General features: G+C 68.6%; 10 protein-coding genes, 1 tRNA gene and 1 other RNA gene. 10 read left to right on the top strand and 2 right to left on the bottom strand.

Annotation, left to right across the window (positions count from 1 at the left end; genetic code table 11):
- Positions 1-3: 3 nt before the first annotated feature.
- Positions 4-912 (bottom strand): tRNA glutamyl-Q(34) synthetase GluQRS, encoded by a 909-nt coding sequence (gene gluQRS, locus GOHSU_RS13710; RefSeq protein WP_005942976.1) that lies wholly within the window; start codon positions 910-912, stop codon positions 4-6.
- 40 nt (positions 913-952) lie between these two features.
- Between gluQRS and GOHSU_RS13705 the strand changes: the two genes are divergently transcribed.
- Both GOHSU_RS13705 and GOHSU_RS13700 read left to right on the top strand, forming a co-directional pair.
- Positions 953-2,005 carry an ATP-dependent DNA ligase gene (locus GOHSU_RS13705; protein ID WP_005942975.1) on the top strand — a complete coding sequence of 351 codons (1,053 nt, stop codon included), beginning with the start codon at positions 953-955 and terminating at the stop codon, positions 2,003-2,005.
- Positions 2,006-2,007: 2 nt separating this feature from the next.
- Positions 2,008-3,072, top strand: coding sequence for a DNA polymerase domain-containing protein (locus GOHSU_RS13700; RefSeq protein ID WP_005942972.1), 1,065 nt, complete (start codon positions 2,008-2,010; stop codon positions 3,070-3,072).
- A gap of 28 nt (positions 3,073-3,100) precedes the next feature.
- Here GOHSU_RS13700 and GOHSU_RS13695 read toward each other — a convergent pair whose 3' ends face one another.
- Entirely contained in the window at positions 3,101-3,484 is a 384-nt protein-coding gene (locus GOHSU_RS13695) for a VOC family protein (protein WP_005942970.1), read from the bottom strand.
- 94 nt (positions 3,485-3,578) lie between these two features.
- Between GOHSU_RS13695 and GOHSU_RS13690 the strand changes: the two genes are divergently transcribed.
- From GOHSU_RS13690 to GOHSU_RS13660, 8 genes are all read left to right on the top strand, one after another.
- Positions 3,579-4,664 carry an HtaA domain-containing protein gene (locus tag GOHSU_RS13690; RefSeq protein ID WP_005942967.1) on the top strand — a complete coding sequence of 362 codons (1,086 nt, stop codon included), beginning with the start codon at positions 3,579-3,581 and terminating at the stop codon, positions 4,662-4,664.
- An 84-nt stretch (positions 4,665-4,748) separates the two neighbouring features.
- On the top strand, positions 4,749-6,020 hold the full coding sequence (locus GOHSU_RS13685; RefSeq protein ID WP_005942963.1) for an AI-2E family transporter: 1,272 nt from the start codon (positions 4,749-4,751) through the stop codon (positions 6,018-6,020).
- Positions 6,021-6,112: 92 nt separating this feature from the next.
- Positions 6,113-6,197, top strand: a tRNA-Ser gene (locus GOHSU_RS13680).
- 213 nt (positions 6,198-6,410) lie between these two features.
- Positions 6,411-7,856 (top strand): catalase, encoded by a 1,446-nt coding sequence (locus tag GOHSU_RS13675; RefSeq protein ID WP_005942960.1) that lies wholly within the window; start codon positions 6,411-6,413, stop codon positions 7,854-7,856.
- Positions 7,857-7,946: 90 nt separating this feature from the next.
- Positions 7,947-8,043, top strand: an RNA gene (gene ffs, locus GOHSU_RS16645) — signal recognition particle sRNA small type.
- Positions 8,044-8,094: 51 nt separating this feature from the next.
- On the top strand, positions 8,095-9,363 hold the full coding sequence (locus GOHSU_RS13670) for an aspartate aminotransferase type Ic (protein WP_005942957.1): 1,269 nt from the start codon (positions 8,095-8,097) through the stop codon (positions 9,361-9,363).
- A 53-nt stretch (positions 9,364-9,416) separates the two neighbouring features.
- A complete protein-coding gene (locus GOHSU_RS13665; protein ID WP_245551753.1) occupies positions 9,417-10,697 on the top strand; it encodes a glycosyltransferase 87 family protein in 1,281 nt (426 codons plus the stop codon).
- 46 nt (positions 10,698-10,743) lie between these two features.
- On the top strand, positions 10,744-11,929 hold a 1,186-nt coding region (locus tag GOHSU_RS13660; protein ID WP_005942952.1), incomplete at its 3' end, for a DNA polymerase III subunit gamma and tau.

Here is an 11,929-nt window from a genome sequence, read left to right as displayed (position 1 = left end):
AGTTCATCCGGGCGGGGTGAACAGCCACGGCTCCCGGGGAATCCGGGCCGGATCGAAGCGGCGCAGCAGCGTCTCGACGTCCACCGACTCGCCGGGAGCGGCCAGACCCAGCGACTCTGCCATCAGGGTCAGCGCCCGGGCGGAGTCGATCCCGTGGTCGGCCAGCTGCGCCAGCGTGATCGCGCCGTCCCGCTTGGACAGCCGGATCCGGTCGGTGTTCAGCACCATCGGTACGTGGGCGTACTCGGGTACCGGGTATCCCAGACGCACGGCCAGATACGCCTGCCGCGGTGCCGACGAGAGCAGATCCTCGCCGCGGACCACCTGGTCGATGCCGGCGGCGGCATCGTCGACCACCACCGCCAGGTTGTAGGCGGGGGTACCGTCCCCGCGCAGCAGAACGAAATCGTCGACCTCGCCGGTGTAGTCGCCGTGCAGCTGGTCGTGCAGCTGGTCGTGCACGGTGAACGAGGCGGTGTCGGCGCGCAGCCGGATCGCGGCGGGCCGGTCGCCGCGGCGTTGCGCACGCTGCGGTTCGGTCAGATCCCGGCAGGTACCGGGGTAGGCGCCTGGCGGCGCGTGCGGTGCCGACGGCGCCTCCTGGATCTCCCGGCGCGTACAGAAGCACTCGAAGGTCTCGCCGGCGGAGGTCAGCTCGGCCACCGCCGCGCGGTAGACCTCCCGGCGGGCGGACTGCCAGATCACCGGCTCGGACCAGTCCAGCCCGATCGCGGCCAGATCGGACAGCTGCCGCTGCGCGGCGCCGGGACGGACCCGGTCCAGGTCTTCCATCCGGATCACGAAGTCCCGGCCGGTCGACCGGGCGAACAGCCAGGCCAGCAGCGCGGTCCGCAGGTTACCGAGGTGCAGGTCTCCGGACGGGGACGGTGCGAAACGGCCGGCGGCGCTCATGAGCCCTGACGATACCGAGCAGCGGCGGTAGCGTGAGTACATGGACCTGCCAGTGAACCCGCCGATCGCGCCGATGCTGGCCAAAGCGGTGGCTGCGGTGCCCACCCAGCCGCCGGGCGAGCCGCAGTGGTCGTACGAGCCGAAATGGGACGGTTTCCGCGCAGTGATCTTCCGCGACGGGGACGAGATCGCGATTTCCTCGCGCAGCGGGAAAGATCTGGCCCGCTACTTCCCAGAGCTGGTAGCGGCCGCCGCGACGGAGCTGTCGAGCCGGGCGGTGATCGACGGGGAGATCTGCGTTCCCCGCATGATCGGTGGGGTCACCCGCCTGGACTGGGATCAGTTGTCCCAGCGGATCCACCCGGCCGCCTCCCGCGTCGCCGAACTCGCGGCGGCGACCCCGGCGCTGTTCATCGGCTTCGACGCGTTGGCCCTCGGTACGCAGGACCTGATGCCCGAACCCTATGTGCAGCGGCGCCGGGCACTGGCCGAGGCGATCGGCCCGGCCGGACCGGATGCGCGACTGCGGCTGGGCCGGACCACCCGGGACGCGGAGCAGGCGCAGGACTGGTTCACCGCGTTCGAAGGCGCTGGCCTCGACGGGGTCGTCGCCAAACGGCTCGACGGCCGCTACGTTCCGGGCAAACGCGAGATGCTCAAGATCAAACACACACGCACCGCCGACTGCGTGGTGCTGGGTTACCGCGTCCACAAGAGCGGCACCGGCCTGGGGTCGATGCTCCTGGGCCTGTACGACGACGACGGCGAAGCCCACCTGGTCGGCGGGTCCAGCGCCTTCTCGGATGCGAAACGACTCGCACTGCAGGCGCAGCTCGAACGGCTCCGGCTCGACCCCGATGCCGTCGCACCGGGCGAACCCAGCCGCTGGCGCAGTTCGGCGTCGGGGGAGTGGATCCCGATCCGCCAGGACCTGGTCGTCGAAGTCGCCTACGACCAGATGGAGAACCGGCGCTTCCGGCACACGGTGAAGTTCCTGCGCTGGCGGCCCGACCGCGACCCGCGCAGCTGCACCTACGACCAGCTGGACGTGCCGCTGACCTATGACGTCTACGACGTCCTGGAAGGAGCCTGACCGTGCCCAAACCCGCCCCGGAACTGCTCGATGTCGACGGCGTCGAGGTACGCCTGACCAACCCGGACAAGATCTACTTCCCCGACCTGGGAGACGACGGCGGCCGCAAACGCGATCTGGTCGACTACTACCGCGCGGTGGCGGCCGGACCCACCGAGGCGCTGACGACCGCGATCGCTGGTCGCCCCACCTATCTGGAGCGCTACCCCGACGGCATCGACGGTGAACAGATCTACCAGAAGCACCTGACGAAGTATCACCCCGAGCACGTGCGATCGACGACCGTGCAGTTCCCGTCCAAGCGAACCGGCCATGCGTTCTGCCCGGCGATCCCCGCCGATGCGGTGTGGGCGGCGAACCTGGGGACGGTCACCTTTCACACCTGGCCCACCCTGGATCCCGACAACGATCATCCCGACCAGTTGCGGCTGGACCTGGATCCGTCCGGCGACACCGGTTACGCCGATGCCCGCCGGGTCGCCCTGGAGCTCCTGCGTCCGCTGCTGGACGAACTGGGCATGCCCGGATATCCCAAGACCTCGGGTAAACGCGGCGTCCACGTGTACATCCCGATCGAGCCGGACTGGGACTTCATCGCCACCCGCCGGGCGGTGATCGCCCTGGCCCGCGAACTCGAGCGCCGCGATCCGCAGGCGGTCACCACCTCGTGGTGGAAGGAGGAGCGCGGCGACCGGGTGTTCATCGACTTCAACCAGAACGCGCGCGATCGCACGATGGCCGCCCCGTATTCGGTGCGCAAGACTCCGCAGGCGCACGTCTCCACCCCGCTGAGCTGGGAGGAGTTGGCCGACGCCGGTCCGGCAGATTTCACGATGACCACGGTCCCGGCGCTGCTGGAACGGCGCGGCGACCCGTGGTCGGACATCGACCGGCGGCGCGTGGGGATCGAGCCGCTGCTGGAGATGGTCCAGCGCGACGACGCCGACGGCCTGGGCGATATGCCCTATCCGCCGACCTACCCGAAGATGCCGGGCGAGCCGCCGCGGGTGCAGCCGAGCCGGATGGTCGCCGAACACTGGGACGCCGACGGCAACCGGATCGAGTGAACCGGCAGGTGCGCACCGGACGGTCCGGTCAGCCGGCGTAGGTGCCGAAGCTCCAGGCGTTGCCTTCTGCATCGGCGATGGTGAAGCCGCGGGAGCCGTACTCCTCGTCCTTCAGTTCACGCAGGAACACCGCCCCGAGTTCGCGAGCCCGCGCATACACCGCATCCGGATCGGTGACGACGACGTAGACGTTGCCGGCGCCGGGAGCCGACGGCAGATCGCCCCCGGCCGAACTGAGCATCACGCGCCCCCCTTCGGGCCACCGCATCTCCGAATGCCGGACCGCGCCCGGGGTATCGCCGTCGACCAGCACGCCGGGCTCAAAACCCAGTCGGGTGAGCCACTGGCGGGCGGCGAACGGATCCCGGTACACCAGACCGGGCCAGATGTTGTGGTCGGTGGCGGCACTCATACCATCAAGTATGGGGCCGATGCCACACGCGTGCCGCCGGTTTTGGGCCTTAGGTCCTTTGTCGGCCGAAATCTAGATCGGTTAGGCTCAGCTAATGAAATTCGTTCGTTTCGTCGTCATCAGCCTGCTGGCGATGTGCACCGCAGTCGCCGGGGCCGCGCTCGCAGCGCCGGTGCAGGCCGCACCGTTCACTCCGGTCATCCAGGTCTTCCTCGCCGACGGTGTGACACCGGTCGGCCAGACGCAGATGCATCCGGGCGACGTCGTCGTGGTCAAGGGCACCGGATTCGATCCGAACGCCAACCGCGAGGGCGGTCTGCCGGTCCCGGTTCCGCCGGGTGTTCCGCACGGCACGTTCGTGACCTTCGGTAAGTTCGACCAGAATTGGCGCCCGTCCAAGGGTGCCCCGGAGTCCGCGCGCACCACCGACCGCTCGCAGACCAAGTGGGCCATCTCCCACGACGCCCTCAACCAGGTGCCGAACGTTCCGTTCGATATGCGCCGGACGGTGCGGGTGGGCTCGGTGCCGCTGAACAAGAACGGCACCTTCACCGCCAAGATCACGCTGACCACCCCGAAGGATGCGCCGGCCAACGGACGCTGGGGCATCTACACCTTCGGTGGTGCGGATGCGATCAACGCCGCACAGGAGCGGTACGTCCCGATCAACTACTCGACCGAACCGGGCCCCAACACCCCGAAGCCGGCCGTCCGCAACATCGTCTGGGGCTACTCGCCGAACTTCTACTCGACCTTCGCCAAGAGCACCCAGGGTGCCGTCGTCGGTAGGGACGGCGCCTCGGTGAAGGACGGCAAGCTCGGCTACGAACTGGCCGCCAACACCGTGCAGAACGGGAAGGGCGAACTGCGCTACAAGGGCTCGATCGTCGCCTACACCAAGTTCCACCTGTACGAGATCGCGCTGGTCGACCCGATCATCCGCGTCAACGGGGCCAAGGCCGTGCTGAGCCTGAAGACCTCGACCACCGACCAGAACGGCACCGATGTGCTGCGCCGAATCGATGTGGCCGATCTGACGCTGACCCGTGCACAGCTGCAGCGCCTCAACAACGGCCAGGATGTGCTCGGTGTGCCGGCGACCTTCCGCAGCGGGGTCACCCCGCCGCTGCTGGGGGCCCTCTCGCTGAGCCAGGCCTCCCCGGTCAACATCCTGTTCTGATCGGTACGACGATGATTTCCGGCCCCGGGACCGCCACGGCGATCCCGGGGCCGGTGTCTCGACGAAAGTGGTTAAGCTCGGCAGATGACTACCGAGCCGCGTTCTACCGATCCGGTCGCCGGCGAGCCGGGTCCGGAACACCGGGAGCCGGCCGTGGCCGCGACAGAGACGCGGACGGAGACGTCGCCGGACCGGCCGATCGCCGACTCCGTTCCCCGCGGGGTGCGCGAGACCGCGGCCTGGAGCTGGCGAGTGCTCGTCATCGGTGCGCTCGTGGTCGCCGTGGGCGCGATCTTCAAGCGTTTCGAGGACGTCTTCTTCCCGATGGCGCTGGCATTGCTGTTCGCCGCGCTGCTGCGGCCGGTCGTCGACCGGGCCGTGCGCCGCGGCGTACCCAAGATCGTCGCGGTCCTGGCCTCGATCCTGGTCACCCTGGCGGCCGTCATCGCGATCCTCGGGTTTGCGATCCAGCAGGGCATCGCCGGTGGCCCCGAGCTGATCGCCCAGCTGACCGAGACGATCAACGACACCAAACGGTGGCTGATCGACGGCCCCTTGCACCTGGATGCGAACAACATCCGGTCGGTGGCCGACGAGATCCTGCAGTGGCTGCAGTCGCACGAAGGGAAGATCGCCAGCGGTGCCCTGGGTACGGCGGCCTTCGCCGGACGCGTGAGCACCGGCCTGCTGCTGACCCTGTTCTTGCTGGTCTTCTTCCTGTACGACGGACCGCAGATCTGGCGTTACGTCACCCGCGTGGTGCCCGAGGGCAGTCGTGCCCGGGTGCGCGGTGCCGGTGCGGCCGGTTTCGGCACCCTGGAGGCCTACGTCCGCGCCACGGTCATCGTCGCGGCGATCGATGCCGCCGTCATCGGTATCGGGCTGGCGATCCTGGGCGTGCCGCTGGTGCTGCCGCTGGTCGCGATCATCTTCCTGGGCTCGTTCATCCCGATCGTGGGCTCGTTCGTGGCCGGCACGCTGGCGGTGTTCGTCGCCCTGACCACGCAGGGCTGGGTCAACGCCCTGATCGTGCTGGGCGTGCTCGTCTTCGTGATGGCCTTCGAGGGGCACATCCTGCAGCCGTTCGTGCTGGGGCACTCGGTCAAACTGCATCCGGTCGCGATCATCCTGGCCATCGCGCTGGGCATCATGCTGGCCGGCATCGTCGGCGGTCTGCTGGCGGTGCCGCTGCTGTCCTTCGTCTACACCGCCGCCAAGTGGCGCCCCGGACAGCCGCCGCCGGTGCACCGCGACAGCAGGTTCGCCGCGTGGTTGCGTCGGAAGACGGGTAGACAGGCGACGACGGTCGAACCGGTGGACGTGGCCGCGGCGCCGGAATCGGCATCGTCGTCGTAGGTGCCCCGGTGCCCGGTGCGATAGCGGCCACCCCCGCCGATCGAGACCACCGGTTTTGGGTCGCGCGCCGCCAGCGGCTACCATCGACGCCTGGAGGATTCGCCTAGTGGCCTATGGCGCTCGCCTGGAACGCGGGTTGGGTTAACGCCCTCAGGGGTTCGAATCCCCTATCCTCCGCAGATGAGTTCGGCCCCCATTCCGGGTTCTCGGGTGGGGGCCGAATGCATCGGTACGCGCGGACCGGCAATCCCCGCCGTCCGGCCCCGGGCGGGTGTCCGCGGTGATCCCCGGTCAGCGGCGCCGCCTCGCGGTACGGTGGAAATGCAGGGGCTCTAAGGCTCCGGGCCCCTCCTCAGCCCATCGAGAGCCGATCACCGGGAGGCGACAGTCATGTCGGAAAAGCGGTACACGACCACAGATTCGGGAGCGCCCGCGGGCAGCGACGACCATTCGCTCACCGTCGGACCCAACGGCCCGATCGTCCTGCACGACCACTACCTGATCGAGCAGATGGCCCAGTTCAACCGCGAGCGCGTCCCCGAACGGCAGCCGCACGCCAAGGGCAGCGGCGCCTTCGGCACCTTCGAGACCACCCAGGACGTCTCCGCCTACACCTGCGCGGACTTCCTGCAGCCCGGCCGCAAGACCGAGATGATGGCCCGCTTCTCCTCGGTCGCCGGCGAGCGGGGCAGCCCCGACACCTGGCGGGACCCGCGCGGTTTCGCCCTGAAGTTCTACACCGACGAGGGCAACTACGACATGGTCGGCAACAACACGCCGATCTTCTTCCTGCGGGACCCGCTCAAGTTCCAGCACTTCATCCGGTCGCAGAAGCGCCGTGCGGACAACAACCTGCGCGACCACGATATGCAGTGGGACTTCTGGACGCTGTCCCCGGAGACGGCGCACCAGGTCACTTGGCTGATGGGCGACCGCGGGACGCCGTCGACCTGGCGGCATATGAACGGCTACAGCTCGCACACCTACCTGTGGGTCAACGCCGAGGGCATCAAGCACTGGGTCAAGTACCACTTCAAGACCGATCAGGGCGTGGAGAACCTCACCGACGACGAGGCCGCGCGCTACACGATGACCGATAGCGACCATTACACGCGGGACCTGTTCGACGCGATCGCCGCCGGTGACCACCCCAGCTGGACTCTGCACGTACAGCTGATGCCGTTCGACGACGCGAAGACGTACCGCTTCAACCCGTTCGACCTGACCAAGGTGTGGCCGCACGCGGACTACCCGCTGATCGAGGTCGGCCGCATGACGCTGCACACCAATCCGGTCGATCATCACACCCAGATCGAGCAGGCCGCCTTCGCGCCGAGCAATGTGGTGCCCGGCATCGGCTTCAGCCCGGACAAGATGCTGCTGGGTCGGGTCTTCTCCTACCCCGACGCCCACCGTGCGCGGATCGGCGCCAACTACCAGCAGATCCCGGTGAACCGGCCCCGCAACCAGGTGAACTCGTACTCCAAGGACGGCGCCATGCGGGTCGATCCGGTGAGCGATCCGGTATACGCGCCCAACTCCAAGGGCGGCCCGGCCGCCGACTATCCCGGGCAGCCGGAGCCACAGTGGGCCGCCGACGGCGAGATCGTGCGCAGCGCCTACGAGCTGCACGCCGAGGACGACGACTGGGGCCAGGCCGGCACCCTGGTGCGCGAGGTGCTCGACGACGCCGCTCGCGACCGACTGGTCTCGAATGCGGCCGGGCACCTGCGCGGCGGTGTATCCGAGCCGGTACTCGAGCGGGCCTTCGAATACTGGCGGAACATCGACGCAGACCTGGGTTCGCGGATCGAGGCAGCAGTCCGGGCCGACTGAACCGGGCGACGGCGTCGTTCCTGACGGTCGGCGGCGGCCACCTCGACACAGCCTCGTTTCGAGGTGGCCGCCGCTACCGGCTACACTGGACCACGGATCCCGCGCGGCGTGCATCCTGTGAACTCCCCCAGGGCCGGAAGGCAGCAAGGGTCAACGGGCTCTCTCGGGTGCGCGGGGTCCGCTAACTTCGCACCGTCTCTTGGGTTGTCCGGGAAGGCCCCCGTTGAATTTTCACTCGATGAGCGCCGATCAGCTTCGCGACACCCAGAATGCGCTGCGCGCACAGTACGACGACCTGTGCGCCGCCGGGCTGGCACTGGATCTGACCCGCGGCAAGCCGGCGGCCGACCAGCTCGACCTGTCCGAGCCGATGCTGGCGCTGCCGGGCGAGGGAAACCATCTGAGCCCCGAGGGCGTCGACTGCCGCAACTACGGCGGGATCAACGGGCTGCCGGGAATCCGCGCGATCTTCGGCGAGCTGCTGGGCACCGGACCGGACCGGATCCTGGCCGAGAACAATGCCAGCTTGCAGATCATGCACGACCTGACGGTCTTCGCCCTGCTGCTGGGCACCCCCGATTCGGAGCGCCCGTGGTCGCAGGAACCGGGCCCGATCAAGTTCCTCTGCCCGGTTCCCGGGTACGACCGCCATTTCGCGATCACCGAGCGGTACGGCATCGAGATGATCAACGTCCCGATGAACCCGGACGGTCCGGATGTGGACATCTGCGCAGAACTGGTCGCCGCCGATCCGGCGATCAAAGGCATGTGGCTGGTGCCGACCTACTCCAACCCGACCGGATACACCGTCTCCGAGCAGGTGGCCCGCGCGCTGGTCTCGATGCCGGCCGCACCGGACTTCCGGATCTACTGGGACAACGCCTACGCGGTGCACACGCTGATCGATCAGGCACCGGAGCCGTTGCCGATCCTGGATATGGCCGCCGAGGCCGGCAACCCCAACCGCGTCTACGTCTTCGGTTCCACCAGCAAGATCACCTTCGCCGGTGCGGGCGTCTCGTTCTTCGGATCGTCGACGGAGAATCTGGACTGGTATTCCGGGTCGCTGTCGATCGCCAAGATCGGTCCGGACAAGCTCAACCATCTGCGGCACCAGCAGTTCCTGGTCGACGCCGACGGGGTGCGGGCGCATATGGCCCGGCACCGGGAGTTGATCGCACCGAAGTTCGCACTCGTGCTCGACATCCTCGAGAAGCGGCTGGGCGAGGCCAAGATCGCCAGCTGGACCGAACCCGACGGTGGCTACTTCATCAGCCTGGACGTGATCGACGGTACCGCCGCGCGCACCGTGCAACTGGCCAAGGACGCCGGGATCGCACTGACCGCGGCCGGTTCGACGTTCCCTTATAAGAAGGATCCGAACGACCGGAACATCCGGCTGGCGCCGACCTTCCCGCCGATCGACGAACTCGCTGTGGCGATGGACGGGGTCGCCACCTGCGCGCTGCTGGCCGCGGCGGAGACGCTGGCCGAGCGCGATTCCTGACTCCTGACCGGAGCCTCCCCTGTCCGGGGCATCGGACATGGCATTGTGTCAAGGTGACTCAAACGCCTTTGCGCTACCGATCGGGCCTGATCGGGGCGGCTGCCGTGGTCGTCGCCGTGGTGGCGTTGTGGCTGCAGGGCCGGGTGGTGCCCTACACCGTCCCGTTCTGGGGGCTGTTCGACAACCAGCTCGACCTGGGTGTCTACCGGGACGGTGCGCTGCTGGTCCGCCGCGGCGGCGATCTGTACAACACCCCGCTGCACTACGGACTGGACTACACCTACTCGCCGTTTTCGGCGCTGATCATGCAGCCGCTGGGCTGGGTGCCGTTCGGGGTGGCCAGCGTCGTCTGGAGCGCCGGGATCCTGGTCGCGCTGTACGCGGTGGTGATGCTGAGCCTGCGCAGCCTGGGCCGCACCCCGACCGCGACGCTGCGGATCGTCGCGGTGGCGCTGGTGGCGGTGCTGATGCTGATCGAGCCGGTGCGCACCACGATCTGGTACGGGCAGATCAACATCTTCATCATGCTGGTGATCATCGCCGACCTGACCCGCCCCGACGGTGCCCGCTTCAAGGGGGTGGGTACCGGGATCGTCGCCGGGATCAAGCTGACACCGATGATCTTCGCCGTCTACTGCGCGGTGCGCCGCAATCGCACCGCCACCGCCGGGGTGCTGGCCGGTTTCGCCGCGACCGTGGTGGTCGGCTTCGCGGTGCTGCCGCGGGACTCCTGGCAGTACTGGACCGACAAACTCTTCGAATCCGAGCGGGTGGGAAGCGCGCGGCTGCGCGGTAACCAATCGCTGCGCGGAATGCTGGCCAACCATCTGCAGACCACCGAGCCGAGCACGGCGTGGTGGCTGACACTGGTGGCGATCGCCCTGATCGCCGGATTCGGGGCGGCGCTCTATGCGCACCGGCGCGGTCAGGAACTGCTGGCCATCACGCTGATCGGGATGAGCTCCTGCGCCGTCTCGCCGATGACCTGGGGACATCATTGGGTGTGGTTCGTTCCGCTGCTGGTGATCGGCGCGGACCTGGCCCTCCGGACGGATCTGCCGACACCGGCACGGCTGCTCAGCGGTGCGGGCACGATCGCGGTGTTCCTGGTGTCGTTCATCTGGCCGACCAGGATCGCGAAACCGTACGGTGAGGCCTACCTGGTGGGGCTGTATGTGAAGGACGGTATCGGCGGACTGCAGTGGTTCGTCGTCAACCATTATCTGTGGGTGTATGCGATCGCCGTCGTGGCCACCGTCGGCGGGCTCTGGTGGGCCGATCGCCGGCGTGCGGGGGGACGTGGGGACCCGGCGGAGATGGCACCGGCGGTCTGACCGGGTCCGGCGGTCGACTGTCCCCGGCCGCCGGTAGGGTTGGCACGTGGCTCTTTATCGCACCTACCGGCCCGCGACGTTCGCCGAGGTCGTCGGGCAGGAGCACGTCACCGTTCCGCTCAGCCGAGCGCTGGACAGTGGACGGATCAACCACGCCTACCTGTTCTCGGGTCCGCGCGGTTGCGGTAAGACGTCCTCGGCACGCATTCTGGCGCGGTCGCTGAACTGCGAACAGGGCCCCACCTCGACCCCGTGCGGGGTGTGCGCCTCGTGTGTGGCGCTGGGCCCCGGCGGTCCGGGCAACCTGGACGTGGTGGAGCTCGATGCGGCCAGCCACGGCGGTGTCGACGACACCCGGGAGCTGCGCGATCGGGCGTTCTATGCGCCCGCCGAATCCCGGTATCGCGTGTTCATCATCGACGAGGCGCACATGGTGTCCTCGGCCGGCTTCAACGCGCTGCTCAAGATCGTGGAGGAGCCGCCCGAGCACCTGATCTTCATCTTCGCGACCACCGAGCCGGAGAAGGTCCTCACCACGATCCGCTCGCGCACGCACCACTACCCGTTCCGGCTGTTGGCGCCGCCGGTGATGCGGGGCCTGCTGGAGAACATCTGCCAGCGCGAGGGCGTCACGGTGGCGCCCGAGGTCTTCCCACTGGTGATCCGGGCCGGCGGGGGATCGCCGCGCGACTCGTTGTCGATCCTGGATCAGCTGCTGGCCGGTGCCGGACCCGACGGTGTCACCTATACGCGCGCGCTATCGCTGCTGGGTGTCACCGATGTCGCGCTGATCGACGGTGCGGTCGACGCACTCGCCGCCGGCGACGGCGCCGCGCTGTTCGGGGTCGTCGAACGCGTGGTGGATGCCGGGCACGACCCGCGCCGTTTCGCCATCGATCTGCTGGACCGGTTCCGGGACCTGCTGCTGCTGCAGGCCGTCCCGGACGCCGCCGAACGCGGGCTGGTCGAGGCCCCCGACGATCAGGTCACCCGGATGCGGTCGGTGATCGACTTTTTGGGGCCGGCCACCCTGACCCGCTACGCGGAGGTCGCGCACGCGGCACTCGGCGAGATGCGAGGCACCACCTCGCCGCGGCTGCTGCTGGAGGTGATGTGCGCCCGGCTGCTGCTGCCGGCCGCATCCGCTGACGATGCCGCACTCCTGCAGCGGGTGGAGACCCTGGAACGACGACCTGCCGCGGCCGGCCCGGCGCTCGCTGCCGGAGCGCCCG

It is taken from the genome of Gordonia hirsuta DSM 44140 = NBRC 16056 (genome assembly GCF_000333015.1).
GTDB classification, from domain to species: Bacteria; Actinomycetota; Actinomycetes; order Mycobacteriales; family Mycobacteriaceae; genus Gordonia; species Gordonia hirsuta.
The sequence above is the reverse complement of the archived record's forward strand: the minus strand, read 5'-3'. Positions and strand labels throughout refer to the sequence as shown.

Coding starts and splice junctions, on each gene's coding strand:
- GOHSU_RS13670 (WP_005942957.1), top strand. CDS start 8,095: ATGAGCGCCGATCAGCTTCGCGACACCCAGAATGCGCTGCGCGCACAG.
- GOHSU_RS13675 (WP_005942960.1), top strand. CDS start 6,411: ATGTCGGAAAAGCGGTACACGACCACAGATTCGGGAGCGCCCGCGGGC.
- GOHSU_RS13695 (WP_005942970.1), bottom strand. CDS start 3,484: ATGAGTGCCGCCACCGACCACAACATCTGGCCCGGTCTGGTGTACCGG.
- GOHSU_RS13705 (WP_005942975.1), top strand. CDS start 953: ATGGACCTGCCAGTGAACCCGCCGATCGCGCCGATGCTGGCCAAAGCG.
- GOHSU_RS13690 (WP_005942967.1), top strand. CDS start 3,579: ATGAAATTCGTTCGTTTCGTCGTCATCAGCCTGCTGGCGATGTGCACC.
- GOHSU_RS13685 (WP_005942963.1), top strand. CDS start 4,749: ATGACTACCGAGCCGCGTTCTACCGATCCGGTCGCCGGCGAGCCGGGT.
- gluQRS (WP_005942976.1), bottom strand. CDS start 912: ATGAGCGCCGCCGGCCGTTTCGCACCGTCCCCGTCCGGAGACCTGCAC.